21 protein-coding genes are annotated in these 21,532 nt (G+C 72.6%); 7 read left to right on the top strand and 14 right to left on the bottom strand.

The window, feature by feature from the left end; all coding sequences use genetic code 11:
* Positions 1 to 125 precede the first annotated feature (125 nt).
* From F6X51_RS10895 to F6X51_RS10870, 6 genes are all read right to left on the bottom strand, one after another.
* The gene (locus F6X51_RS10895; protein ID WP_150963468.1) at positions 126 to 1,847 is read right to left on the bottom strand and encodes an AMP-binding protein; all 1,722 of its coding nucleotides are present in this window, start codon (positions 1,845 to 1,847) and stop codon (positions 126 to 128) included.
* 116 nt (positions 1,848 to 1,963) lie between these two features.
* The gene (locus F6X51_RS10890; RefSeq protein WP_150963466.1) at positions 1,964 to 2,737 is read right to left on the bottom strand and encodes an enoyl-CoA hydratase; all 774 of its coding nucleotides are present in this window, start codon (positions 2,735 to 2,737) and stop codon (positions 1,964 to 1,966) included.
* The gene (mmsB, locus tag F6X51_RS10885) at positions 2,737 to 3,636 is read right to left on the bottom strand and encodes a 3-hydroxyisobutyrate dehydrogenase (protein WP_150963464.1); all 900 of its coding nucleotides are present in this window, start codon (positions 3,634 to 3,636) and stop codon (positions 2,737 to 2,739) included. The genes F6X51_RS10890 and mmsB overlap by 1 nt, the downstream gene beginning before the upstream one ends.
* 156 nt (positions 3,637 to 3,792) lie before the next feature.
* Positions 3,793 to 4,845, bottom strand: coding sequence for an enoyl-CoA hydratase/isomerase family protein (locus F6X51_RS10880; protein ID WP_150963462.1), 1,053 nt, complete (start codon positions 4,843 to 4,845; stop codon positions 3,793 to 3,795).
* Positions 4,845 to 5,987 (bottom strand): acyl-CoA dehydrogenase family protein, encoded by a 1,143-nt coding sequence (locus tag F6X51_RS10875; RefSeq protein WP_150963460.1) that lies wholly within the window; start codon positions 5,985 to 5,987, stop codon positions 4,845 to 4,847. The genes F6X51_RS10880 and F6X51_RS10875 overlap by 1 nt, the downstream gene beginning before the upstream one ends.
* Positions 5,988 to 6,009: 22 nt before the next feature.
* Complete coding sequence (locus F6X51_RS10870) at positions 6,010 to 7,506, bottom strand: CoA-acylating methylmalonate-semialdehyde dehydrogenase (protein ID WP_150963459.1); 1,497 nt, start codon at positions 7,504 to 7,506, stop codon at positions 6,010 to 6,012.
* Between the two features lie 249 nt (positions 7,507 to 7,755).
* Between F6X51_RS10870 and F6X51_RS10865 the strand changes: the two genes are divergently transcribed.
* Entirely contained in the window at positions 7,756 to 8,688 is a 933-nt protein-coding gene (locus tag F6X51_RS10865) for a LysR family transcriptional regulator (protein WP_150963457.1), read from the top strand.
* A gap of 115 nt (positions 8,689 to 8,803) precedes the next feature.
* Complete coding sequence (locus F6X51_RS10860) at positions 8,804 to 9,967, top strand: iron-containing alcohol dehydrogenase (RefSeq protein ID WP_150963455.1); 1,164 nt, start codon at positions 8,804 to 8,806, stop codon at positions 9,965 to 9,967.
* A 67-nt stretch (positions 9,968 to 10,034) separates the two neighbouring features.
* Here F6X51_RS10860 and F6X51_RS10855 read toward each other — a convergent pair whose 3' ends face one another.
* Entirely contained in the window at positions 10,035 to 11,261 is a 1,227-nt protein-coding gene (locus F6X51_RS10855) for an ABC transporter substrate-binding protein (RefSeq protein WP_150963453.1), read from the bottom strand.
* A gap of 410 nt (positions 11,262 to 11,671) precedes the next feature.
* Between F6X51_RS10855 and F6X51_RS28880 the strand changes: the two genes are divergently transcribed.
* Both F6X51_RS28880 and F6X51_RS28875 read left to right on the top strand, forming a co-directional pair.
* Positions 11,672 to 11,797 carry a hypothetical protein gene (locus F6X51_RS28880; protein WP_281407636.1) on the top strand — a complete coding sequence of 42 codons (126 nt, stop codon included), beginning with the start codon at positions 11,672 to 11,674 and terminating at the stop codon, positions 11,795 to 11,797.
* A gap of 10 nt (positions 11,798 to 11,807) precedes the next feature.
* Positions 11,808 to 11,930 (top strand): hypothetical protein, encoded by a 123-nt coding sequence (locus F6X51_RS28875; protein WP_281407635.1) that lies wholly within the window; start codon positions 11,808 to 11,810, stop codon positions 11,928 to 11,930.
* Here the strand turns inward: F6X51_RS28875 and F6X51_RS10850 are convergent.
* Positions 11,906 to 12,607 carry a protein-L-isoaspartate(D-aspartate) O-methyltransferase gene (locus F6X51_RS10850; RefSeq protein WP_246696744.1) on the bottom strand — a complete coding sequence of 234 codons (702 nt, stop codon included), beginning with the start codon at positions 12,605 to 12,607 and terminating at the stop codon, positions 11,906 to 11,908. The genes F6X51_RS28875 and F6X51_RS10850 overlap by 25 nt on opposite strands.
* A 198-nt stretch (positions 12,608 to 12,805) precedes the next feature.
* Between F6X51_RS10850 and F6X51_RS10845 the strand changes: the two genes are divergently transcribed.
* Together F6X51_RS10845 and F6X51_RS10840 are read left to right on the top strand one after the other, a co-directional pair.
* Complete coding sequence (locus F6X51_RS10845) at positions 12,806 to 13,978, top strand: DUF3095 family protein (protein ID WP_150963449.1); 1,173 nt, start codon at positions 12,806 to 12,808, stop codon at positions 13,976 to 13,978.
* Positions 13,975 to 15,723 carry a patatin-like phospholipase family protein gene (locus F6X51_RS10840; RefSeq protein WP_150963447.1) on the top strand — a complete coding sequence of 583 codons (1,749 nt, stop codon included), beginning with the start codon at positions 13,975 to 13,977 and terminating at the stop codon, positions 15,721 to 15,723. Before F6X51_RS10845 ends, F6X51_RS10840 begins: the two co-directional genes overlap by 4 nt.
* Before the next feature lie 7 nt (positions 15,724 to 15,730).
* On the opposite strand, the gene F6X51_RS10835 is transcribed toward F6X51_RS10840, so the two are convergent.
* The 6 genes from F6X51_RS10835 to nthA all read right to left on the bottom strand — a co-directional run bounded on the left by F6X51_RS10835 (position 15,731) and on the right by nthA (position 20,431).
* A complete protein-coding gene (locus F6X51_RS10835) occupies positions 15,731 to 17,029 on the bottom strand; it encodes a cytochrome P450 (RefSeq protein WP_150963445.1) in 1,299 nt (432 codons plus the stop codon).
* Positions 17,022 to 18,350, bottom strand: coding sequence for an NAD(P)/FAD-dependent oxidoreductase (locus F6X51_RS10830; protein WP_150963443.1), 1,329 nt, complete (start codon positions 18,348 to 18,350; stop codon positions 17,022 to 17,024). The genes F6X51_RS10835 and F6X51_RS10830 overlap by 8 nt, the downstream gene beginning before the upstream one ends.
* Positions 18,347 to 18,574, bottom strand: coding sequence for a ferredoxin (locus F6X51_RS10825; protein ID WP_150963441.1), 228 nt, complete (start codon positions 18,572 to 18,574; stop codon positions 18,347 to 18,349). The genes F6X51_RS10830 and F6X51_RS10825 overlap by 4 nt, the downstream gene beginning before the upstream one ends.
* Positions 18,575 to 18,765: 191 nt before the next feature.
* Positions 18,766 to 19,107, bottom strand: a complete 342-nt coding sequence (locus tag F6X51_RS10820; RefSeq protein WP_246696743.1) for a nitrile hydratase accessory protein — start codon at positions 19,105 to 19,107, stop codon at positions 18,766 to 18,768.
* Positions 19,104 to 19,766, bottom strand: a complete 663-nt coding sequence (gene nthB / locus F6X51_RS10815) for a nitrile hydratase subunit beta (RefSeq protein ID WP_150963437.1) — start codon at positions 19,764 to 19,766, stop codon at positions 19,104 to 19,106. Before nthB ends, F6X51_RS10820 begins: the two co-directional genes overlap by 4 nt.
* The gene (gene nthA / locus F6X51_RS10810) at positions 19,763 to 20,431 is read right to left on the bottom strand and encodes a nitrile hydratase subunit alpha (protein ID WP_150963435.1); all 669 of its coding nucleotides are present in this window, start codon (positions 20,429 to 20,431) and stop codon (positions 19,763 to 19,765) included. The genes nthB and nthA overlap by 4 nt, the downstream gene beginning before the upstream one ends.
* Before the next feature lie 621 nt (positions 20,432 to 21,052).
* On the opposite strand from nthA, the gene F6X51_RS10805 reads away from it, so the two are divergent.
* Positions 21,053 to 21,532, top strand: coding sequence for a PAS domain-containing protein (locus F6X51_RS10805; protein WP_246696742.1), 480 nt, complete (start codon positions 21,053 to 21,055; stop codon positions 21,530 to 21,532).

Raw genomic sequence — 21,532 nt, 5'->3', positions numbered from 1 at the left:
CCGGGGCGGGCAAGTCCGGCCGCTGGCGCGAGGCTCGGACGTTTCGCCGATCCCGAACGGCTTCCCATCGGGGCACCGCCCCGCCATGTCCGGTCCGGGCCTGAAACCCGGACCGGACAAGCCGCCTATTTCGTCTCCCCGCCGCCCCGCAGCTCCGGAAAGTCGCCCTGCGCGAAGGCGGTGCCCCGGTAGGCATCCTCGGTCCGGCCCTCGTGCTCCAGGCGCCGGAGCTGGACGCGGCGGATCTTGCCCGAGATCGTCTTCGGCAGTTCCTCGACGAACTCGATGCCGCGCAGGCGCTTGAACGGAGCGAGGCGCGCATTGGTGAAGCGGAAGATCGCCAGGGCGGTCTCGCGGCTCGGCTCGGCGCCGGCCACGAGGGACACGTAGGCCTTCGGGATGGTGGAGCGGATCGCGTCGGGAGCCGGGATCACCGCGGCCTCCGCCACCGCCTCGTGCTCGATCAGCACGCTCTCCAGTTCGAACGGGCTGATGCGATAGCCCGAGGACTTGAAGACGTCGTCCGAGCGCCCGACGAAGGTCAGGTAGCCGTCCTCGTCCAGGAAGGCGACGTCGCCCGTGCGGTAGACCGCGCCCTCCACCGGCGCGATGCCGCCGGTCTCGGTCTGGTAGCCCTGCATCAGCCCGGCCGGTCGCTCCGCCCCCAGCGCGAGGCAGACCTCCCCCTCGCTCGCCGGCTGGTCGTCATGGTCGAGCACGCGCACCCGGTAGCCCGGCAGCGGCCGGCCCATCGCCCCCACCTTCACGGTCTGGCCGGGCGAGTTCGCGATCTGCGCCGTGGTCTCGGTCTGGCCGTAACCGTCGCGGATGGTGAGGCCCCAGGCCTGGCGCACCCGCTCGATCACCTCCGGGTTCAGCGGCTCGCCGGCGGCGCAGACCTCGCGGAGCGCGAGGGACTGGGCCGTGAGGTCCTCCTGGATCATCAGGCGCCAGACGGTCGGGGGTGCGCAGAGCGTGGTGACCCCGCAGCGCGCCATCACGGCGAGCAGGGCCGTCGCGCTGAACGGCGCCTGGTTGCAGACGAACACCGTGGCGCCGGCATTCCAGGGGGCGAAGAACGAACTCCAGGCATGCTTCGCCCAGCCGGGCGAGGACACGTTGAGGTGCACGTCGCCGGGCTGGAGCCCGAGCCAGTACATGGTCGAGAGGGCCCCGACCGGGTAGCTGCTGTGACTGTGCCGGACGAGCTTCGGCTTCGCGGTGGTTCCCGAGGTGAAGTAGAGGAGGAGCGGATCCTCCGCGCCGGTCTCGGCGTCGGGATCGAAGCGATCCGAGGCGGCGTCGGCCCCCGCATAGGCGTGCCAGCCCGCCGCCTGGCTCGGCCCGGTGACGATCCGGATGACGCCCTCGGTGGCGAGCTCGTCGCATTTCGCGACCTGATCCGGCCCGGCCACGATCATGCGGGCCCGGCCCCGGTCGATCCGGTCGGCCAGCTCCTCGGCGGTGAGGAGGGTCGTGGCGGGGATCACCACGGCGCCGAGCTTCATCGCGGCGAGCATCGTCTCCCAGAGGGCCGGGACGTTGCCGAGCAGGAGCAGCAGGTGGTCCCCCCGCTTCAGGCCGAGCGCGCGCAGGTGGTTCGCGACCCGGTTCGAGCGGGCTCCCATCTCGGCGAAGGTCAGCGTCGTCTCGTCGCCCGAGGCGGCGTCGACGATCCGGAGCGCCGGGCGGTCGCGGCTCTCGGGGCGCGCGGCGAGGTCGGCATCGAACCAGTCGAGCGCCCAATTGAACTGCGAGGCGTCCGGCCAGCGGAAGCCCGCATAGGCGGCCCCGTAGTCGGTGCGGTGGGTCAGCAGGAAATCACGGGACTCCCGAAAGCTCGGCATGGACGTTCTCCCAAGGTCGTCTTCGGCCAATTGTTGCTTGGCATCGTTTTTGGCATCGCCTTTTTGGCGTCGTTCTCGTGCGGCGCCCGTCATCCGCGCCGTCCCGAAGGGCCGCGCTACCGGTGCTGGAACTTCGCCGGCCGCTTCTCCACGAAGGCGGCCATGCCCTCCTTCTGGTCGGCGGTGGCGAACATCGCGTGGAAGACGCGGCGCTCGAAGCGGACGCCCTCCGTGAGCGTGGTCTCGTAGGCGCGGTTCACCGCCTCCTTGGTCATCATCGCGATCGGCTTCGACATGCCGGCGATGGTCTCGGCCGTGCGCAGGGCGTCGTCGAGGAGCCCCTCGGCCGGCACCACGCGGGCGACGAGGCCGGCGCGCTCGGCCTCGGTCGCATCCATGGTGCGGCCGGTCAGGCACATCTCCATCGCCTTGGCCTTTCCGATCGCGCGGGTCAGGCGCTGGCTGCCGCCGATGCCCGGCATCACGCCGAGCTTGATCTCGGGCTGGCCGAAGACCGCGTCGTCGGCCGCCAGGATGATGTCGCACATCATGGCGAGCTCGCAGCCGCCGCCGAGGGCGTAGCCGGCCACCGCCGCGATCGTCGGGATGCGCAGGGCGGCGAACCGGTCCCAGGCCGAGAAGCGGTCGCCCGCATACATCTCCGCGTAGGTGGCGCTCTGCATCTCCTTGATGTCGGCGCCCGCCGCGAAGGCCTTGGCCGACCCCGTGATCACGATGCAGCCGATCTCGGGATCGGCGTCGGCCTGCTGCACCGCGGCGATCAGCTCCTCGGTGAGCTGCCCGTTCAGGGCGTTCAGCGCCTTCGGCCGGTTGAGGGTGATCAGCAGGACGCGGCCGCGCGTCTCGGTGAGGATCGTCTCGTAGGCCATCAGCCCTGGTCTCCCGTGTGGCGGCCCCGGAGCATGTTGATGATGGCGGAGAAGTCGTCCCCCCCATGCCCGAGGCCCTCGAACACAGCGTAAAGCTGCGCGGCCTCCGCGCCCAGCGGGGTCGCGGCGCCCGCGGTGCCGGCGGCGGCCTGGGCGAGGCGCAGGTCCTTCAGCATCAGGCTCGCGGCGAAGCCCGGACGGTACGCGTTGTTGGCGGGCGAGGTCGGGACCGGGCCCGGCACCGGGCAATAGGTGGTGAGCGACCAGCATTGGCCGGAGGAGACCGAGGCCACGTCGAACAGGGCCTGCCGCGAGAGGCCGAGCTTCTCGCCGAGGGCGAAGGCCTCGCAGACCCCGATCATCGAGATGCCGAGGATCATGTTGTTGCAGATCTTGGCGGCCTGGCCCGCGCCGGCCTCGCCGCAATGGAAGATGCTGCGGCCCATGCCCTTGAGGATCGGCTCGGCGCGCGCGAAGGCGGTCTCGCTGCCGCCCGCCATGAAGGTCAGCGTCCCGGCCTTCGCGCCGCCCGTGCCGCCCGAGACCGGCGCGTCGACGGAGGGACAGCCGCGGGCCTCCGCCAGCGCATGCGCCCTGCGGGCGCTCGCGACGTCGACGGTGGAGGAATCGATCAGCAGGGTGCCGGAGGGGGCGGCCTCCGTGAGCTGCGTCCAGACCTCGATGACGTGGTGGCCCGCCGGCAGCATCGTCACCACGGTGCCGGCGGCCTCGGCCGCCTCGAGGGCGGAGCCGGCGATCTCGATCCCGGCCTCCTTCGCGGTGGCGAGGGAGGCGGCATCGAGGTCGAAGCCGCGCACCCGGTAGCCGGCGCGGACGAGGTTCGCCGCCATGGGTCCGCCCATGTTGCCGAGACCGATGAATCCGATGATCTCAGACATCTTTCGGTTCCTCCCGTTCTTCGCGGTCCGGGCGTCGCGCCCGCACCTGGTTTGTGGTCCGCAGGTTTCCCGAACCGGGGCTCGAGGCGTGAACGGCGATGCGGGACAACGGCGCGGGCGCCCGTCCCAGATCCGGCGGACGCGCCTCCGCCCGCCTCAGCGCCTCCCCGGGAACACCGTCTCCGCCCGCGGCTCGAGCCAGCGCGCGATCCGCGCCGGATCGACCTCCGCCAGAGCCGCGGGGCGCCAGCGGGGCCGCCGGTCCTTGTCGATCACGGCGGCCCGGATGCCCTCGCGGAAATCCCCCTCGGCCAGCATCCAGAGCGCGGCGTGGAACTCGCTCTCGAGGCTCGCCTCCAGCGACGGCGCGGTGCGGCCGCGGCGCAGCAGGCAGAGGGTGAGCACGAGGCTCGCGGGGGCCTTGGCGAGCAACGTGGTCCGAGTGCGTGCGGCGAAGTCCGATCCGTCCGCCTCCAGCGCGGTCAGGATCTCGTCGACCATGTCGTAGGCGAAGCACCGGTCGATCACGTCGCGGACCTCGGACAGCGGCGCGGGTCCGGGATCCTGCGCGCGGGCCTCGATCGCGGCGCCCACACCCTCGTGCCCCGCATCCGCCGGCAGGGCCGCGAGGGCGCCGATCAGGTCCGGCACGGCGGCGCGCGGCACCATCGCGTCGGCGAGCCCCGCGAAGATCGCGTCGGCGGCGCCGGCCGCCTCGCCGGCGAGGCCGAGATAGGTCCCGATCTCGCCGGGCGCCCGCGGCAGCAGCCAGGTCGCGCCGACATCGGGCAGGAAGCCGATGCCGGTCTCGGGCGTCGCGACCTGCGAGTGCTCCGTCACGATGCGGTGGCGGGCATGGGCCGAGATCCCGACGCCGCCCCCCATGGTGATGCCGTCCATCACCGCCACGACGGGCTTCTCGAACTGCGCGATCCGGGCGTCGAGGCGGTACTCGTCGCGCCAGAAGGTCTCGGCGAAGCCCGTGCCCTCGCTCGCGTAGAGGGAGCGCAGGTCGCCGCCGGCGCAGAGGCCGCGCTCCCCCTCCCCGCTCAGCAGCACCGCCCCGATGCCGGGATCGGCGGCGAAGCGGTCGAGGGCGGCATCGATGTCGCCGACCATGGCGTGGGTCAGGGCATTCAGGGCCTTCGGCCGGTCGAGGCGGATCCGCCCGAGGCTGCCGACCGCCTCGACGATGACGTCGCTGCCCATCAGCGTCCCCCGAGGAGCGAGCGGGCGATGATCACCCGCATGATCTCGTTCGTGCCCTCGAGGATCTGGTGGACGCGCAGGTCCCGCACGATCTTCTCGACGCCGTAATCGGCGAGGTAGCCGTAGCCGCCATGGAGCTGGAGCGCCTCGTTCGCCACGTGGAAGGCCACGTCCGTGACGAAGCGCTTGGCCATGGCGCTGAGGCGCGTCACCTCGGGCGCCTCGGCGTCGAGCGCCGCGGCGGCGCGCCACAGGAAGGTGCGGGCGACCTCGACCTCCGTCGCCATGTCGGCGAGGCGGAACTGCAGGGCCTGCAGGTCGCTCAGGCGCTGCCCGAAGGCCCGGCGCTCGCCGAGATACGCGATCGTCTTGTCGAGCGCGGCCTGCGCGCCGCCGAGCGAGCAGGCCGCGATGTTGAGGCGCCCGCCATCGAGCCCGGCCATGGCGTAGCGGAAGCCCGCGCCCTCGGGGCCGAGGCGGTTCTCCACCGGGACGCGCGCGTCGTCGAAGATCACCGCGCGGGTGGGCTGGGCGTTCCAGCCCATCTTGTGCTCGTTGGCCCCGAAGGCGAGGCCCGGGGTGTCCTTCGGCACGACGAGCGCCGAGATGCCCCGCGCGCCCTCCCCGCCGGTGCGGACCATGCAGACGTAGAGGTCGCTGGCGCCCGCCCCCGAGATGAACTGCTTCTCGCCGTTGAGCACGTAATGGTCGCCCCGGCGCTCGGCGCGGGTGCGCAGCGCGGCGGCGTCCGAGCCGGAGCCGGCCTCGGTGAGGCAGTAGCTCGCGATCCGGTCCATGCTCATCAGGCCGGGGAGCCAGCGGCGGCGCTGCTCGGCGTCGCCGTAGCTGTCGATCATCCAGGCGCACATGTTGTGGATCGACAGGAAGGCCGCGACCGTCGGGCAGCCGGTGGCCAGGGCCTCGAAGATCAGGGCGGCGTCGAGGCGGGCCAGCCCCGAGCCGCCGTGCTCCTCGCCGACATAGATGCCGGCCATGCCGAGCGCCGCCGCCTTGCGCAGGGTCTCGACCGGGAAGTGGCGCTCCCGGTCCCACAGGACGGCGCGGGGCGCGAGCTCCTCCGCCGCGAAGGCCGCCGCCATCGCGCGGATCGCGGCCCTGTCCTCGTCGAGCGCGTGGTCCATGGCCCCTCTCCCGCGTTCCGGCTCAGCGCATGGTCGGGATCGAGAACTCGGCGCCGCTCTTGATGCCCGAGGGCCAGCGCGAGGTCACGGTCTTGGTCTTGGTATAGAAGCGGATCGCGTCCGGTCCGTGCTGATTGAGGTCGCCGAAGCCCGAGCGCTTCCAGCCGCCGAAGGTGTGGTAGGCGATCGGGACCGGGATCGGCACGTTGACGCCGACCATCCCGACATTGACCCGCGCCGTGAAGTCGCGCGCCGCGTCGCCGTCCTGGGTGAAGATCGCGACGCCGTTGCCGTACTGGTGGGTCGAGGGCAGCGCCAGCGCCTCCTCGTAATCCTTGGCCCGCACCACCGAGAGCACGGGGCCGAAGATCTCCTCCTTGTAGATGGTCATGTCGGGTGTGACGCGGTCGAACAGCGAGCCGCCCATGTAGAAGCCGTTCTCGTAGCCCTGGAGCTTGAAGTCGCGCCCGTCGACGGCGAGGTCGGCACCCTCGCGCAGGCCGGTATCGATGTAGCCGCGCACGCGCTCCATCGCCTCGCGCGTGACGAGGGGGCCGTAATCGGCCGAGCCGTCATGCGAGGGACCGATCTTCAGGCTCTCGACCCGGGGGATCAGGCGCTCCATCAGCCGGTCGGCGGTGGCCTCGCCCACCGGCACCGCCACCGAGATCGCCATGCAGCGCTCGCCGGCCGAGCCGTATCCGGCCCCGATCAGGGCATCGACCGCCTGGCCCATATCGGCGTCGGGCATCACGATCATGTGGTTCTTGGCGCCGCCGAAGCACTGGGCGCGCTTGCCCGTCTCGGCCGCCCGCACATAGATGTAGGCGGCGATCTGCGAGGAGCCGACGAAGCCCACCGCCCGGATGTCCTCGTCCTCCAGGATCGCGTCGACGGCTTCCTTGTCGCCGTTGACGACGTTGAGGATCCCAGGCGGCAGCCCGGCCTCGAGGAACAGCTCGGCGATCCGGATCGGCACGGAGGGGTCGCGCTCGGAGGGCTTCAGGATGAAGGCGTTCCCGCAGGCGATGGCCGGCGCGCATTTCCAGAGCGGGATCATCGCCGGGAAGTTGAACGGCGTGATGCCCGCGACCACGCCGAGGGGCTGGCGCATCGAGTAGACGTCGATGCCGGTCCCGGCGCCCTCGGTGTACTCGCCCTTGAGGAGATGCGGGATGCCGGTGGCGAACTCCACCACCTCGACGCCGCGCTGGATGTCGCCCTTGGCGTCCGGCACCGTCTTGCCGTGCTCGCTCGAGAGGAGCTCGGCGAGGGCATCCTGCTCGCCGCGGATCAGCTCGAGGAAGCGCATCATCACGCGGGCCCGCTTCTGCGGGTTCTGCGCCGCCCAGGCGGGCTGCGCCGCGTTGGCGTTCTCGACGGCGGCGCGCAGCTCGGCCTTGCTCGCGAGCGCCACCCGCGCCTGGACCTCGCCCGTCGTCGGGTTGAACACGTCGCTGTAGCGGCCGCTGGTGCCCTCGACGGCCCTGCCGCCAATGAAATGCCCGATCGTGCGCATGGCCGCGCTCCTTCTGCCGTTTCCTCTGGATCCGGAGCACCCTCAGGCGATCCGGCTTTGGGCGGGAGGGTATCAGCGTTTCGCGCACACGGAAGCGCGGCAACTTCCCAAGGATTGTGCATCGATGCACAATGTCAGTGGAACTTGGTCGGCGGGCCTGGGTCAGTATCCCTCGGTCAGCGGGTCTTCTTCAGCGGGCCGCGGCGCGTGCGAGCGCGCGCGACGGTGGCCGGAAGCGTGGGCGGTGCCATGAGCAGCCGGAAGCCGGGCCGGAACTGGGACGATCTGCGGTTCTTCCTCGCGGTGGCGCGGGCCGGCACCCTCACGGCGGCCGCGGCTCAGACCGGCACGGAGCACACCACCGTCGCGCGCCGCATCCTGGCCCTCGAAGAGGCGCTGAACAGCCGCCTCTTCCACAAGAGCCACGTGGGCTACGCCCTCACCGAGGCCGGGGAGGGCCTGCTGGCGGCGGCGGAGGCGATGGAGAGCGCCTTCGTGTCCGCGACCGCGACGGCGGGCGGCGCCGGGCGGACCATCGTCGGCACCGTGCGCATCGGCGCGCCGGACGGGTTCGGCAGCGTCTTCCTGGCGCCCCGGATGCACCGGCTGACCGAGCGCCACCCGGGTCTCGAGATCGAGATCCTGGCGACCGCCCGCATCTTCAGCCTGTCGAAGCGCGAGGCCGACATCGTCATCAGCCTGTCGAGCCCGGAGCAGGGGCGCGTCGTGGCCCGGCGCCTGACGGATTACCGGCTCTATGTCTACGCCGCCGAGAGCTATCTCCGGGCGGCGGCGCCGATCCGCAGCGTCGGCGATCTCACCCGGCACCCGTTCGTCGGCTATATCGAGGACATGCTGTTCGCGCGGGAACTCAACTACCTCAACGTGATCGGTCCGGACGCGACGGCGCGGCTACGCAGCACCAACCTGCTGGCGCAGGTGCACGCGACGCTCGCGGGCGCGGGCCTGTGCATCCTGCCGGCCTTCATCGCCGCGGCCCATCCCGGCCTCGCCCCCGTGCTGGCGGACGCCCTCTTCCTGACGCGCGCCTTCCACATGCACATCCACGAGGACCACCGGAAGGCCGCCCATATCCGCGAGGTCGCGGCCTTCATCGCCGCCGAGGTGGCGGGGGCGCAGGCCCTGTTCGCCGGACCCTCGGTGGCGGGGCCCCCGCTGTAACCCGGAGCGGTTCCCGTGCGGACGCGCAGCCTCTAGCCTCGCCCTCAACCCGCCCCCTCGTCCGGCCGCCGCGGCTCGCGGGCGCAGCCGGACCGAAACCAACCCGGAGGACACCATGGTCAGCGCGATCGCCCTGCCCCGCCTGATGCGGATCGGAGCCGGCGCCTCGGGGCTCCTGCCCGAGGTCCTGGGCCAACTCGGGCTGAGCCGGCCCTTCATCGTCACGGACCCGTTCCTCGCCGGCAGCGGCCGCGTCGAGGCCCTGGTCGAGCGCCTGGCACCGAAGGGCATCGAGGCGTCGGTGTTCTCCGACACGGTGCCGGACCCGACCGTCGCGTCGGTCGACGCCGCCCTCGCGGCGTTGCACCGGGGCGACCACGATTGCGTCGTCGGGTTCGGGGGCGGCAGTCCGATGGACACCGCCAAGGCCGTGGCGGTGCTGGCGCGTCACGGCGGCCCCATGCGGAACTACAAGGCGCCCCACCTGCAGGACGCGCCGGGCTTGCCGATCGTCGCGATCCCCACCACCGCCGGCACCGGCTCGGAAGCGACGCGCTTCACGATCGTGACGGATGCGGAGACCGACGAGAAGATGCTCTGCATCGGGCTCGCCTACCTGCCCGTGGCCGCCCTCGTCGACTACGAGCTGACCCTGAGCAAGCCGAAGCGCCTCACCGCCGACACGGGCATCGACGCCCTCACCCACGCGATCGAGGCCTACGTCTCGCGCAAGGCGAACCCGTTCTCGGACGGCTTCGCCCTCACGGCGATGCGGGCCATCGCGCCGAACCTGCGCCGGGTCTGGACCGATCCGGGCGACCGGCCGGCCCGGGAGGCGATGATGCTCGGGGCGACGCAGGCCGGCATCGCCTTCTCGAACAGCTCGGTCGCCCTCGTGCACGGGATGAGCCGCCCGATCGGGGCGCATTTCCACGTCGCCCACGGCCTCTCGAACGCGATGCTGCTGCCCGCCGTGACGCGGTTCTCCGTCAAGGCGGCGCCGGCCCGCTACGCCGATTGCGCCCGCGCCATGGGCGTCGCCTCCGAGCAGGACGGCAACGAGGCGGCCTGCGAGCGCCTCGTCGCCTGCCTGACCGCCCTGAACGACGACCTCGACGTGCCGACGCCGCAGAGCTACGGGCTCGACGCGGAGCGCTGGACCCGCCTCCTGCCGCTGATGGCCGAGCAGGCGCTCGCCTCGGGCTCGCCCGCCAACAACCCGGCGGCGCCGAGCGCGGAGGAGATCGTGGGGCTCTACCGCGAGGTCTGGGCGGGCTGAGGCCCGCCCACCCGCCTCAGCGCGTCGGCAAGGTCAACGCGCCAGAAAGATCAGCGCGCCGGCCCGGTCACCGCATGGTCATGGGGCAGCCGCTCTCCTCCGCCTTGGCGAAGGCCTCGGCGCCGGGGATCGTCGCGAGGTGCTTGTAGAGGTCCCATTCCGACTTCGACTCGGCGGGCTTCTTGACCTCGAACAGGTACATGTCGTGGACCATGCGGCCGTTCGGCAGGACCTTGCCGCCGCGGGCGAAGACGTCGTCGACCGGCAGGGCATGCAGCTGCTTCGTCACCGCCTCGGTCTCGTCGGTTCCGGCGGCCTTCACGGCCTTGAGGTACTGGAGGACCGCCGAGTAGGTGCCCATGTGGACCATGTTCGGCATCTTGCCGGTGCGCTTCATGAAGCGCTGCCCGAAGGCGCGGGTCTCGTCGTTGAGGTCCCAGTACCAGCCCTCGGTCAGGGTCAGGCCCTGCGCCACCTTGAGGCCGAGCCCGTGCACCTCGGCGAGGGTGAAGAGCAGGGCGGCGAGGCGCTGGTTGCCCTCGGAGATGCCGAATTCCGAGGCCTGCTTGATGGTGTTCGCGGTGTCGTTGCCCGCGTTGGCGAGCCCGATCACCTTGGCGCCCGACCCCTGCGCCTGGAGCAGGAAGGACGAGTAATCCTGCGCCGCCAGGGGATGGCGGACGGCGCCCACGACCTTGCCGCCCTTCGACTTCACGTAGCGGCTGGTCTCCTCCTCCAGGGAATAGCCGAAGGCGTAGTCGGCGGTGAGGAAGAACCAGGTGTCGCCCCCCTGCTGCACCAGCGCGCCGCCGGTGCCGACCGCGAGGGCGCGGGTGTCGTAGGCCCAGTGGAAGCCGTAGGGCGTGCATTGCTTGCCGGTGAGCTCGCTCGTGGCGGCGCCCGTCACCATGGTGATCTTCTTCTTGTCCTTGGACAGGCCCTGGACGGCGAGCGCGACCGACGAGGTGGTCAGGTCCATGATCGCGTCGACGCCGTCCCGGTCGTACCATTGCCGAGCGATCGAGGAGGCGATGTCGGGCTTGTTCTGGTGGTCGGCGTTGAGGATCTCGATCGGGATGTTGTTGAGCTTGCCGCCGAAATCCTCCACCGCCATCTTGGCCGCCTCGACGGAGGAGCGCCCGCCGAACTCGGCATAGGTGCCGGATTGGTCGTTCAGGATGCCGAGCTTGATCGTGCCGCCCGAGAAGGCCGCGTCCTGGGCGTGGGCACCGAGCGGCAGCGTCAACGTGCCCGCCAGCGCCGCGGCGAGCGCCAGACCATTGCGTCGTGTCATCTGTGGTTTCCTCCAGGGTTTCTCTGCCAGAGCCCCAGCTCCCACGCCGCCGCGAGGGTGCGGTCCAGGCGCGAAGCTCGTGCGGGATGTCGCCGGGATCGATGTCCCGGAGCGTCGACAGTCCATGGCTCTCGGGACGGCTCTCGTTGAAGGCTGGCCGCCACGGCGCGATCTTGGCCCGCGCGAGGAGAGGCGACAAGAATAAACACCGATCCAACCGGAAACGACGCGGCTTCGATGTAACCGCGGGCCGCGCAACGTCGGCCCGCGGACCTGCTTCGCGGGCAGCGGATCCCCATATCGGGACGAAACCGGGGTGGGCGGTCTCGAATCCTCTCCATGCGTGAGACCGCTCACAGTCGCCGGCGGCAAACCGGGCGAACCTGTGGGCATCACGAGTGGAGACGACGATGACCCTCACGATCATTGATTCCAGGGCCGGCACGCGGGTGACGATGTGGTACCCGGACCTGCCGCCCGTTCCGCGCGAGGCTCCGGCCGTGGTGGTCCGCCACCCCCGCGTCGCCCGCGCCTGAGGAGGCCAGGATGAAGCGCTCGAACGCCCTGCGGGCGAAATGCACGATCCTGCGCGAGCTCGACCGCCGGCTCGCCGAGCAGAACACCGGGGCCGCCCGGGCGCCGTCCTACTCGACCTCCGAGCGGGCCTGATACCGGCCCGCGTCCCGTCGGGCGGGATCCTCCGCCCAGCCCTCGGCTCCGATCAGCGGAACGAAGCTGACGAGCCCCAGCGCATCCTCGCTGAAATCCTCCTCTCCCCGACGCAGCAGCCGCACGAGGCGCTGGCTGCCCGGCCGCGCGCCCACCGGCATCACGAGGCGTCCCCCGATCCGAAGCTGACGGCGGAGCGGCCCGGGCACCTCCGGGCCCCCGGCCGCGACCACGATGGCGTCGAAGGGCGCCGCCTCCGGCCAGCCGAGGGTGCCGTCGCCGTGGCGGACCGCGACGTTGCCGTAGCCGAGCCGCCCCAGGCATCGGCGCGCCTCCTCGGCCAGCAGCGCGTGGCGCTCGACGGCGAGGATCTCGGCCGCGAGGCGGCTCATCACCGCCGCGGCGTAGCCGGACCCCGCGCCGATCTCGAGCACCCGGTCCCCCGGCGCCAGGGCCGCCGCATCGATCATCAGCGCGACGATGTAGGGCTGCGAGATGGTCTGCCCGGCCGCGATCGGCAGCGGTCCGTCCTCGTAGGCGAAGGCGCGCAGGTGCGGGGGCACGAAGCACTCGCGCGGGACCGCCCGGACGGCCGCGAGCAACCGCGCATCGGTGAGGCCGCGCGCCGCGATCTGGCGCGCGACCATGTGGGCGCGCTGGCGGGCGAACTGCGCCACGACAACCCTCCGGCGCCGGACGAGGTATCGCCTCGTCAACGGCCCGGCGGGCCCCGCGATCCGCCGGGACGTAACCATCGGACCGATGCGGGTGAAGGCGAGAAGGCACGCGCCTTCGCGGCGATGGGCTGATAGGCTGGCATGCAGGGAGGGGGGCCTCGACGCGCCCCGCACGGGAGGCCCATGGGGTCAGGTGCGATGCTCACGCGGACGCCCGAGGAGGCCAGGTTCCGCTACGCGGATCTTCCCGTCCTGGCGCGGTTCGACGACGTCCTCGACGAGGCGCGGTTTCGGCCCGTTCCGTCCGGCTGGACGATCGGGCTCTGCGACATCGTCGGCTCGACCCGGGCGATCGGGGCGGGGCGCTACCGCGCGGTGAACTACGCCGCCGCGGCCGTCATCGCGGCGATGCGCAACGCCCTGCCGGACACCGAGATCCCGTTCGTGTTCGGCGGCGACGGGGCGAGCTTCCTCCTGGCGCCGGGCGAGGAGCGGGTCGCCGCCCCGGTTCTGTCGGCCTGCATCACCTTCGTGCGCGAGCGTCTCGACCTCGACCTGCGCGCCGCCCTGATCCCCGTGCGCACCGTGCGGGAGGCCGGCCACGACGTCCGCGTGGCGCGCTACGCCCCCTCGCCCGACGTCGCCTACGCGATGATCCGGGGCGGCGGCCTGGCCTGGGCGGAGGCGGCCCTCAAGGGCGGGCTCAACGCCCTGCCGGCGGCGCCCCCCGGCACGGAGCCGGACCTCACCGGATTGTCCTGCCGCTTCGAGGCGTCACGGGCGCAGAACGGCCTCATCCTGTCGCTGATCGTCGTGCCGCGGGCGGGCGGCGACGCGGCGGCGCTGCGGCGGACCCTCGCTGCGGTGATCGGGCTCGTCCAGGCCGACCCGCGCCTCGGGCGCCCGCTGCCGGAGGCCGGGCCGGATCTCGGCTGGCGCCCGGGCGCCGTCGCGCTGAGGCCGGCGCGGGGCGGGCACCTGCGGGATCTCCTCGCGCGGGGGCGGCGCCTCGCCGGGGCGCTCGCCTCGTTCCTGGCCTTCCGGGTGCGCCTCTCGGTCCCGGGCTTCTCGGCCCCGACCTATCTCCGCGAGCTCGTCGCCAACGCCGATTACCGGAAATACGACGACGGCCTGCGCATGACGATCGACGCCACGCCCGAGACGGCGCGGGCGATCGAGGCGCGCCTCGCGCAGGCCGAGGCGGACGGGCTCCTGCATTACGGCCTCGTCCGCCAGGGATCGGCCGTCGTGACCTGCTTCACCCCCGACCGGCTCGGAAGCGGCCATGTCCACTTCGTCGATGGCGGCGAGGGCGGCTACGCGGGGGCCGCGGCCCAACTCAAGCGCAAGCTCGGGGCCGGCGCCGCATGAGCGCGGCCGAGACCCTGGCGCGGACCGCCTACCGGGTCCCCTTCCTCGACAGCCTCGACCCCGTGACGGCGGACGCCCTCCGGGACCGCCTCGAGCCCATCGCGATCGCGGGCGGCCGGGTGCTGTTCGAAGAGGGCGAGGAGGCCGACAGCCTCTACGTGCTGGTCTCGGGCGCGGTCGGCGTCGCGAACCACGATCCGGCCTCCGGCCTGATCCGGCGAATCGCCCGCCTGTATCCCCCCGAGACCGTGGGCGAGGTCGCGCTCCTGTCGAACGGGCCGCGCTCGGCGACCGCCACGGTGCTGCGCGACTCGCTCCTCCTGCGCCTGAGCCGGGAGGCCTTCGACGAGATCGCGGCGCGGCACCCGAGCGCGATGCTCTACTTCGCCCGCCTCCTCGCCGACCGGCTGCGCAGCGGCGCGGCCCGCGCCGCGCCGCACCGGCCGATGACCTTCGCGGTGGTCGGCGTGACGCCGGGGGTCTCCGCCGCAGGCTTCGGCCACAGCCTCGCGGGCGCCCTCGGCGCCCGCACCGGCTGCCTCGCCGCCTGGCCGGAACATGCCGACGAGACCTGGTTCCACGCCTACGAGACCGAGCACGGGCGCGTCGTCTACGCCGCCGACGATCCGGTCTGCGCCTGGACCCGGCTCTGCCTGCGGCGGGCGGACCACGTGCTGCTCCTCGCCGCGCCCGGCCAGCCGCCCTTCCCGGCGCTCCAGGGCGTCGACCTCGGCACGCCGGACGGCTGGCGGCGCTGCGATCTCGTGATCGAGCAGGCCGCCGATGCGGCGGTGCCCCGGGCGCCGGACCCCGCCATCGACGCCCTCGGCGTCGCCATGCACCATCAGGTCCGGGCGGGCCGGGCCGCGGACCACGCGCGCCTCGGCCGGCTGGTCAGCGGGCGGGCGCACGGCCTCGTGCTCGGCGGGGGCGGGGCGCGCGGTTTCGCGCATCTCGGCGTGCTGCGGGCGCTGCGCGAGGCGGATTATCCGATCGATTTCGTCGGCGGCACCAGCATCGGGGCGGTGGTGGGTGCCAGCATCGCGATGGGCTGGAGCCTCGACGAGATCCAGGCCCACATCCTCGAGGCCTTCGTCTCGAGCTCGCCCCTCAACGACTACACGCTGCCGGTCCTCTCCCTCACCCGCGGCCTCAAGGTCGACACCCGCCTGCGCCAGCATTTCGGACAGGTCCGGATCGAGGATCTGTGGCTTCCCTTCCTCTGCGTCTCGGCGAACCTGACGACCGGGGCCGCCATGGTCCATACCCGCGGCGACCTCGTCGGCGCCCTGCGCGCCAGCATCGCGATCCCGGGCCTGCTGCCCCCTGTCATCGCCGAGGACGGCGTGCTCGTCGACGGCGGGACCATGAACAACCTGCCGGCGGACCTCCTCGCCGACCTGGAGCGGGGCCGCGTGCTCGCCGTCGACGTCGGCAGCGACCTCGCCTTCGCGCGGATGCCGATGCGCTCCTGGCGCGGCCGCATGATCCGGCGCCTCCTCGGCGTGCCGCAAGCCACGCCCGGCATCGCGCAGCTGCTGCTGCGGGCCGCGACGGTGTCGAGCGATGCCCAGGCCGCGATGGCCAAGGAGCGCGCCGCCGTGGTCCTGCGTCCGCCGCTCGCCGGCATCGACCTGCGCGACTGGGCCGCCTACGCGGCCGTGGCGGAGATCGGCTACCGGCACGCGGCGCAGCGCATCGCGGCGGACGGGCTGCGCCCCTGGTTGGAGCCGGCCGCGGAGTGAGGCCGCCTCAGAGGATGCCGTCGATCGTGATCTCGAGGCTCGCGGGGCCGCGGAGCGCCGCCCCCGGCCGGTAGGGCGGCGGATCCCGGGCGAGGCACGGCCGGACGAGGCGCTGGCACAGCCTGACCAGGGCGATCTCGACCTCGATCCGGGCGAGCGGCGCGCCCACGCAGTAATGCAGGCCGCCCCCGAAGCCGAAATGCTGGTTGTCCGCCCGGTCGGGGTCGAAGGTGTCGGGATCGGGGAAGCAGGCCGGGTCCCGGCTCGCCGCCGCGAGCACCAGCATCACGGCGGCGCCTTTCGGGATCGTCTCGCCCGCGATGGCGATGTCGCCGAGCGCCTTGCGGGTCCGGAAATGCACCGGCGGCTCGTAGCGCAGCAGCTCCTCGATGACGCGCGGCGCCCGCTCGGGGTCCCGGCGCAGCCGCTCCAGCTCGAGCGGGTGGCGCAGCAGCGTCAGCATGCCGTTGGTGATCAGGTTGACGGTGGTCTCGTGCCCCGCGACGAGGAGCAGGATCGCGGTCGAGATCAGGTCGAAGTCGCCCATCTTCGGGGTCGCCGGGTCGGCGTGGTTGGCGAGCCCGCTCAGCATGTCGTCGGTGGGCCGGCGCCGCTTCTCGGCGATCAGCCGCTTCATGTAGTCCGCGATCGCGTCGAAGCTGGCGACGTTGGCCCGGCGCGTGTCCTCGTCGCGGCGCGCATCGGGCTCGAGCGCCGTCGAGAGCTGCGTCGCCCAGGCCTGGAATTGCGGCTCGTCGGCCTCCGGCACCCCGAGAAGCTCGCAGATCACCGCCACGGGGAGCGGGTAGGACAGGTCCTCGACAAGGCAGACGCGGTCGCGGCCCCGGCAGCGCTCGATCAGCGCGTCGACCACCGCGGTGACCCGGTCGTGGGTGCCGCGCACGCGCCGCACGGTGAATTGCTGCATCACGAGGTGGCGCAGGGCGTCGTGGGCCGGCGGATCGCGGAAGATCAGCGGGCGGTGCGCCGTGGCGACCCGATCCTTGATCGGGTTGAGGATCCAGTCCTTCAGGACATGTCCCGTGTGCGGGCGCCGCGAGGGCGGCAGGTCCTCGGAGCTGAGCCGCGGGTCGAACAGCAGGCTGCGGATCTCCGCATGGGTGCTGACCGCGTATCGGCCGTCCCGCTGGCGCGCGACCGGCCGCTCGCGCAGCCGCGCGAGGAGCGGGTACGGGTTCGCCCGGTTCGCCGGATCGAGGATCTGCGCGAACAGGGTGTCGTCCGGCGCGGGCGCCGTCCCGGCGGGCGCGACCCGTGGCTCCTCGGCCAGAAGCGTGTCAGACATGAATGCCTCCCGTCTCGGCCGGCGCCGCGCGTCCGCGGCGGGGCGCCGGGAACCCCGGAACGTGGGTCGCGATCCGGGTCTGATCGGTGGCGTCGCGGATCGGCGGGAAGGGCCGGCCCGCCCGGATCTGCTCGGCATAGGCCGGGAGCCAGCGGCCCTCGTCGAAGGACACCGCAGCGATGCTGCGCCCCGCGCGGCCGTAGACGGCGAGGAAGCGGCGCGTGGCGCGGGAGCCCTGCACGATCGCCACCGTGTCCGCGCCCTCGGTCAGGCCCACCGCCTTGATGTTGACGCCGAACTGGCTCGACCAGAAGGCCGGAAGATGCGCGTAGGGCTGCTGGTCCTCGCGCGCGGCCAGCATGTTGCGGGCCGCGTGACCGGCCTGCTCGACGGCGTTGCCCCAGTGCTCGACCGCGATGAGGCGCCCTCCGTAATGGGGGTTCGGCCAGCGCGCGACGTCCCCGGCCGCGTAGATGTCCTGGCAGGGCGTACCGTCCGCCGCGAGGACCCGGCAGGCGCCGTCGCAGGTGAGGCCGCCCGCATCCGCCATCAGGCCGGCACCGGCGAGCCAACCCGTGCTGCGCACGGCACCGAGCGCCACGATGGCGACGTCCGCCTCGATCGTCTCGCCGCCCCGCAGATGCGCCCGCCGCAGACGCCCGAAGGTATCGCCCTCGAGCAGCTCCACGTGGACGCCCGGGCGGAAATCGACGCCGGCCCGCTCGAGCAGCCCCGAGACGACGCCGCCCACGAAGGTGCCGAGGGACCGCGCGAGCGGCGTCGGGTTCGGGTCGACCAGCGTCACGTCGATGCCGAGGTCGCGGCAGCAGGACGCCGCCTCGCAGCCGATCAGGCCGCCCCCGACGATGAGGACGTGGCGCGGGCCCTGCGCCAGCACGGCGCGCAGGGCCGCCGCGTCGTCCCGCCCGCGCAGGGTGAAGACGCCGTCGAGGGCCGCCTCCTCGGATCCCGGCCAGGGCCGGGCCTGCGCGCCCGTGGCGATGAGGAGGCGCCCGTAGGGCAGGACGCGCCCGTCCCCGAGGCGGAGCGTGCGCGCCGGCCGGTCGAGGCCGGTGGCGGCCACGCCGAGATGCCAGGTGGCCCGGAGCGGCACGAGGTTCGGCAGGGCGGTCGCCCCGGGCGCCAGCTCGCCCGCCAGCACGTGCTTCGACAGGGGCGGCCGGTCGTAGGGCGGGTGCGGCTCCTCGCCGACGATCGCGAGCGGGCCCGCGTATCCGTGCAGGCGCAGGGCCTCGGCCCCGCGTAGCCCCGCGAGGGAGGCCCCGACGATGACGATCCCAGGATCCAGGGACGGGCTCACGAGGCGGCCCCCGCCTCGGGCCGCTCCGGCGCGTCGAGCCCCTCAGCGCTGATGGCCCGGACCGGGCAGGCCTGCACCGCCCGGGCGATCTCGCCCCGCTTCGCGTCGGGCGGGGCGGGGTCGTAGAACAAAATCTCGTGGCCGCGCAGGACGAAGTGCTCCGGGGCCGCGTAGCAGCATTGGGCGTAGCCCTGGCAGCGGTTCAGGTCGACGACGACGCGCATCCGGCAAGCTTCCTTCGCGCCCTCGCGCGGCGAGCGGGTTCGAGGCTGAGGCCAGCGCATGCCGGCGAAGGCTTCTCGCGTCGCGGGCCCGAAAGTTACCCGCGGGGACGCCGCCGGCAAGGTCCCGACGCGCGATCCTCAATGTGGACCAGCGCCCGCCCCGTGACGAGGGCGCGTCAGCAACGGCACGCTCAGGCCCGGTCCCGGGAGAGCGGGTCGTTCGCCAGGCGGATCGGCTCGCCGTGCGGTGTCGCGGCGGCGGCGCGGGCGAAGGCGGCGCGGCGGTCCGCGAGGGCGTCGGGATCGGCGATGCCGCGGGCCGCCAGGAGCGTCTCGATGGTGGCGAGCCAGGCGGCGTAATCGGTCGCCCGTCCGGTGCGGCGGGTCTCGGCCCCGAGGGCGTCGGCCCACTCGCTCCAGCTGAACAGGCCGCGATCGTGAAGGGAGACCACGAGCGCGAAGGCCTGCGCCTCCCAGGGCGCGGAAAAGACCGGGTCCGCGCCGGCGCCGACCGGGATGGGATCCGCGCTCACGCCAGCGGCTCCAGGTAGCTCTCGAAGGCGTTGACCGAGACCGCGTGGCCGGGCTCGGCCGCCTCGCCCCAGAGTTCCGCGCCGGAGAACCGCACCGTGTAGAGCCATTGCGGCGCCTCGCCGGCGAGGCATGCGTTCGAATCCGGGAAGACGAAGCTGCCGTGCACGCTCTCCACCGTGCCGGTCCGGCCGCGGACGTAGCGCGGCAGGCGCGTGTGGCCGGGCGGGTTGATGATCCGGGCGCGGACGCGCTCGCCCACCGCGAAGCGGGCCGGCACGTCGAGGGGACGGTCGCTCGGGAAGCCCCGGTCGAAGAGCGGCTCGACTTCCGCGCCCTTGAGCACGCGCGTCACCGGTGCGGCGGGCGCCGAGACCGTTCCGGAGGCGATTTCCTCGCGGGTGGCGAGGCCGTGGGCCGTCACCTGCCGCTCCAGGGCCTTGAGCCAGATCGCGTAATAGCTCGAGGTCAGGTACTCGCCGGGCGGCAGCGCCTCGCGGGCGGCGCGGCTGGCATCGAGGTTCCAGCGGCCCGACAGGCCCATCGCCATGGCGAGGCCGAAGACGCGCTTCTCCCAGGCCGCGTGGAAGCGCGGCTCGTTCGGTTCGGGGGCGACCGGGCCGAACCCCTGCATGCCGCCGAGATCCTGGCCGCCGTTCATGCGCGCGCTCCGGGGTGCCGCGGCAGGCCGGTGCCGATCATGCTGTCGCGGGTGACGAGGGCGGCGAGCCCGGCCTCGTCGAGGTCCTCGGTTCCGGACGGGCGCATCGGCAGCACCATGTAGCGAAGCTCGGCGGTGGAATCCCAGACGCGGATGCGGGTGGAACCGGGCAGCGTCACGCCGAACTCGGCGAGCACCGCCCGGGGCTCGATCACGGCCCGCGCGCGGTAGGGCGGCGACTTGTACCAGACCGGCGGCAGGCCGAGCACCGGCCAGGGATAACAGGAGCACAGGGTGCAGACGACGAGGTTGTGCGCGTCGGGGGTGTTCTCGACGACCACCATGTGCTCTCCGCCGCGACCGCCGACGCCGATCTCCCGCAGGGTCGGGGTCGCATCCGCGAGCAGGCGATCCCGGAAGGCGGGATCGACCCAGGCGCGGGCCACCGCGCGAGCGCCGTTATGGGGACCGACCTTCGTCTCGTAGGTCTCGATCAGCGCGTCGAGGGCGGCCGGGTCGACGTAGCCCTTCTCGACGAGGATCGATTCGAGGGCCCGCACCCGCAGGTCCATCGGGGAGAGTTCGCTCCCGGATCCGTGCGCGTGATCATGCGGGTGGTCGTGCGGGTGGTCGTGGTTCTGCGGATCGTGGGGTTCGTGCGCCATGCGGGTCTCCGGGCGGGAGATTAATGCGCGCCCGGGCCGCCGTCACCCGTGCCGGGAGCGGAGGTGAGCCCCGTTCCCGCCGCGCCGCTCCTGTCCCGCCTCGCCTGTCCCTGGCGGATGCGGATCTCGCCAGCCGCGCCGCGCATCAGGCCCTTCCGGCCCAGGGCGTACGCATTGCGAGAGCATTCAATCCACGCGGCATCGCATTTGCGGAGCATTACCGAAGCGGCACTTGGGATATGAACAGAAATTTGTTTTCCAAAATACCTTCATACCGCAGTGCAATGCGGTATCCAGCATTTGTTAGAACAATTTGTGCCTTCGGGTATTGTCATTGGTCAGATCTTGTGCGAATGAGGCGCGTCCGTACATGGCTAGACGGGAGAGCCCAGACCGGCAGCGTCGGTTATGGCGCCGAGTGAGCGACCGCCCCCGGAAGCTCCAAGGCACAATCTCGTATGGTTGGACGATCTGGAGTCCGGGCGCTCGCGCGCCCGCCTCAAGAACCGGGCAGGTCCGCGACGTCGGTCCGGAACGGTTCCCCAGGAGGCCACGACAGATGGGGGCAGACGGAGTGCTGAGAGCGGGCATTTCGGAGCCCGCCTGTCGTGGGAGAACGCCATGGACGATGACGATCTGGTCTACGATTTTGACGCGCCGGACTCGGACTGGAACTACGAGCCGAGCCGAGCGGAATTGTTTCGGCAGATCGAATCCGCCGTCTACACGACCGATGCCGACGGCTTCCTGACCTATTACAACGAGGCCGCCGCCAAGCTCTGGGGGCGTCGCCCGATCCTCGGCGTCGAGCGCTGGTGCGGCTCCTGGCGGATCTACCGGCCGGACGGAACCCCCCTGCCCCTCGACCAGTGCCCGATGGCCGTCGCCATGAGGGAGGGGCGGCCGGTGCGCGGCGTGCAGGCCGTGCTCGAGCGCCCGGACGGCACGCGCGTCCCCTTCATGCCCTACCCGACGCCGTTGCGCGACGCGTCCGGCCACATCGTCGCCGGCTCGAACGTCCTCCTGGAACTGCAGCATCCGCAGCCGGTCCCGCTCGGCCCCTCCGGCGCGCCGCGCTACCGCGCCTCGGTGCTCTGCTGA

The sequence above is a fragment of the Methylobacterium planeticum genome (assembly GCF_008806345.1).
Lineage (GTDB): Bacteria > Pseudomonadota > Alphaproteobacteria > Rhizobiales > Beijerinckiaceae > Methylobacterium > Methylobacterium planeticum.
Note: the sequence above shows the minus strand (reverse complement) of the source record. Positions and strands in the feature narration are given on the sequence as shown.

What these genes read in the sequence shown, in the direction of transcription:
- F6X51_RS10895 (WP_150963468.1), bottom strand. Translation starts at nt 1,847, where the DNA reads ATGCCGAGCTTTCGGGAGTCCCGTGATTTCCTGCTGACCCACCGCACC.
- F6X51_RS10890 (WP_150963466.1), bottom strand. Translation starts at nt 2,737, where the DNA reads ATGGCCTACGAGACGATCCTCACCGAGACGCGCGGCCGCGTCCTGCTG.
- mmsB (WP_150963464.1), bottom strand. Translation starts at nt 3,636, where the DNA reads ATGTCTGAGATCATCGGATTCATCGGTCTCGGCAACATGGGCGGACCC.
- F6X51_RS10880 (WP_150963462.1), bottom strand. Translation starts at nt 4,845, where the DNA reads ATGGGCAGCGACGTCATCGTCGAGGCGGTCGGCAGCCTCGGGCGGATC.
- F6X51_RS10875 (WP_150963460.1), bottom strand. Translation starts at nt 5,987, where the DNA reads ATGGACCACGCGCTCGACGAGGACAGGGCCGCGATCCGCGCGATGGCG.
- F6X51_RS10870 (WP_150963459.1), bottom strand. Translation starts at nt 7,506, where the DNA reads ATGCGCACGATCGGGCATTTCATTGGCGGCAGGGCCGTCGAGGGCACC.
- F6X51_RS10865 (WP_150963457.1), top strand. Translation starts at nt 7,756, where the DNA reads ATGAGCAGCCGGAAGCCGGGCCGGAACTGGGACGATCTGCGGTTCTTC.
- F6X51_RS10860 (WP_150963455.1), top strand. Translation starts at nt 8,804, where the DNA reads ATGGTCAGCGCGATCGCCCTGCCCCGCCTGATGCGGATCGGAGCCGGC.
- F6X51_RS10855 (WP_150963453.1), bottom strand. Translation starts at nt 11,261, where the DNA reads ATGACACGACGCAATGGTCTGGCGCTCGCCGCGGCGCTGGCGGGCACG.
- F6X51_RS28880 (WP_281407636.1), top strand. Translation starts at nt 11,672, where the DNA reads ATGACCCTCACGATCATTGATTCCAGGGCCGGCACGCGGGTGACGATG.
- F6X51_RS28875 (WP_281407635.1), top strand. Translation starts at nt 11,808, where the DNA reads ATGAAGCGCTCGAACGCCCTGCGGGCGAAATGCACGATCCTGCGCGAG.
- F6X51_RS10845 (WP_150963449.1), top strand. Translation starts at nt 12,806, where the DNA reads ATGCTCACGCGGACGCCCGAGGAGGCCAGGTTCCGCTACGCGGATCTT.
- F6X51_RS10840 (WP_150963447.1), top strand. Translation starts at nt 13,975, where the DNA reads ATGAGCGCGGCCGAGACCCTGGCGCGGACCGCCTACCGGGTCCCCTTC.
- F6X51_RS10835 (WP_150963445.1), bottom strand. Translation starts at nt 17,029, where the DNA reads ATGTCTGACACGCTTCTGGCCGAGGAGCCACGGGTCGCGCCCGCCGGG.
- F6X51_RS10825 (WP_150963441.1), bottom strand. Translation starts at nt 18,574, where the DNA reads ATGCGCGTCGTCGTCGACCTGAACCGCTGCCAGGGCTACGCCCAATGC.
- nthB (WP_150963437.1), bottom strand. Translation starts at nt 19,766, where the DNA reads ATGAACGGCGGCCAGGATCTCGGCGGCATGCAGGGGTTCGGCCCGGTC.
- nthA (WP_150963435.1), bottom strand. Translation starts at nt 20,431, where the DNA reads ATGGCGCACGAACCCCACGATCCGCAGAACCACGACCACCCGCACGAC.
- F6X51_RS10805 (WP_246696742.1), top strand. Translation starts at nt 21,053, where the DNA reads ATGGACGATGACGATCTGGTCTACGATTTTGACGCGCCGGACTCGGAC.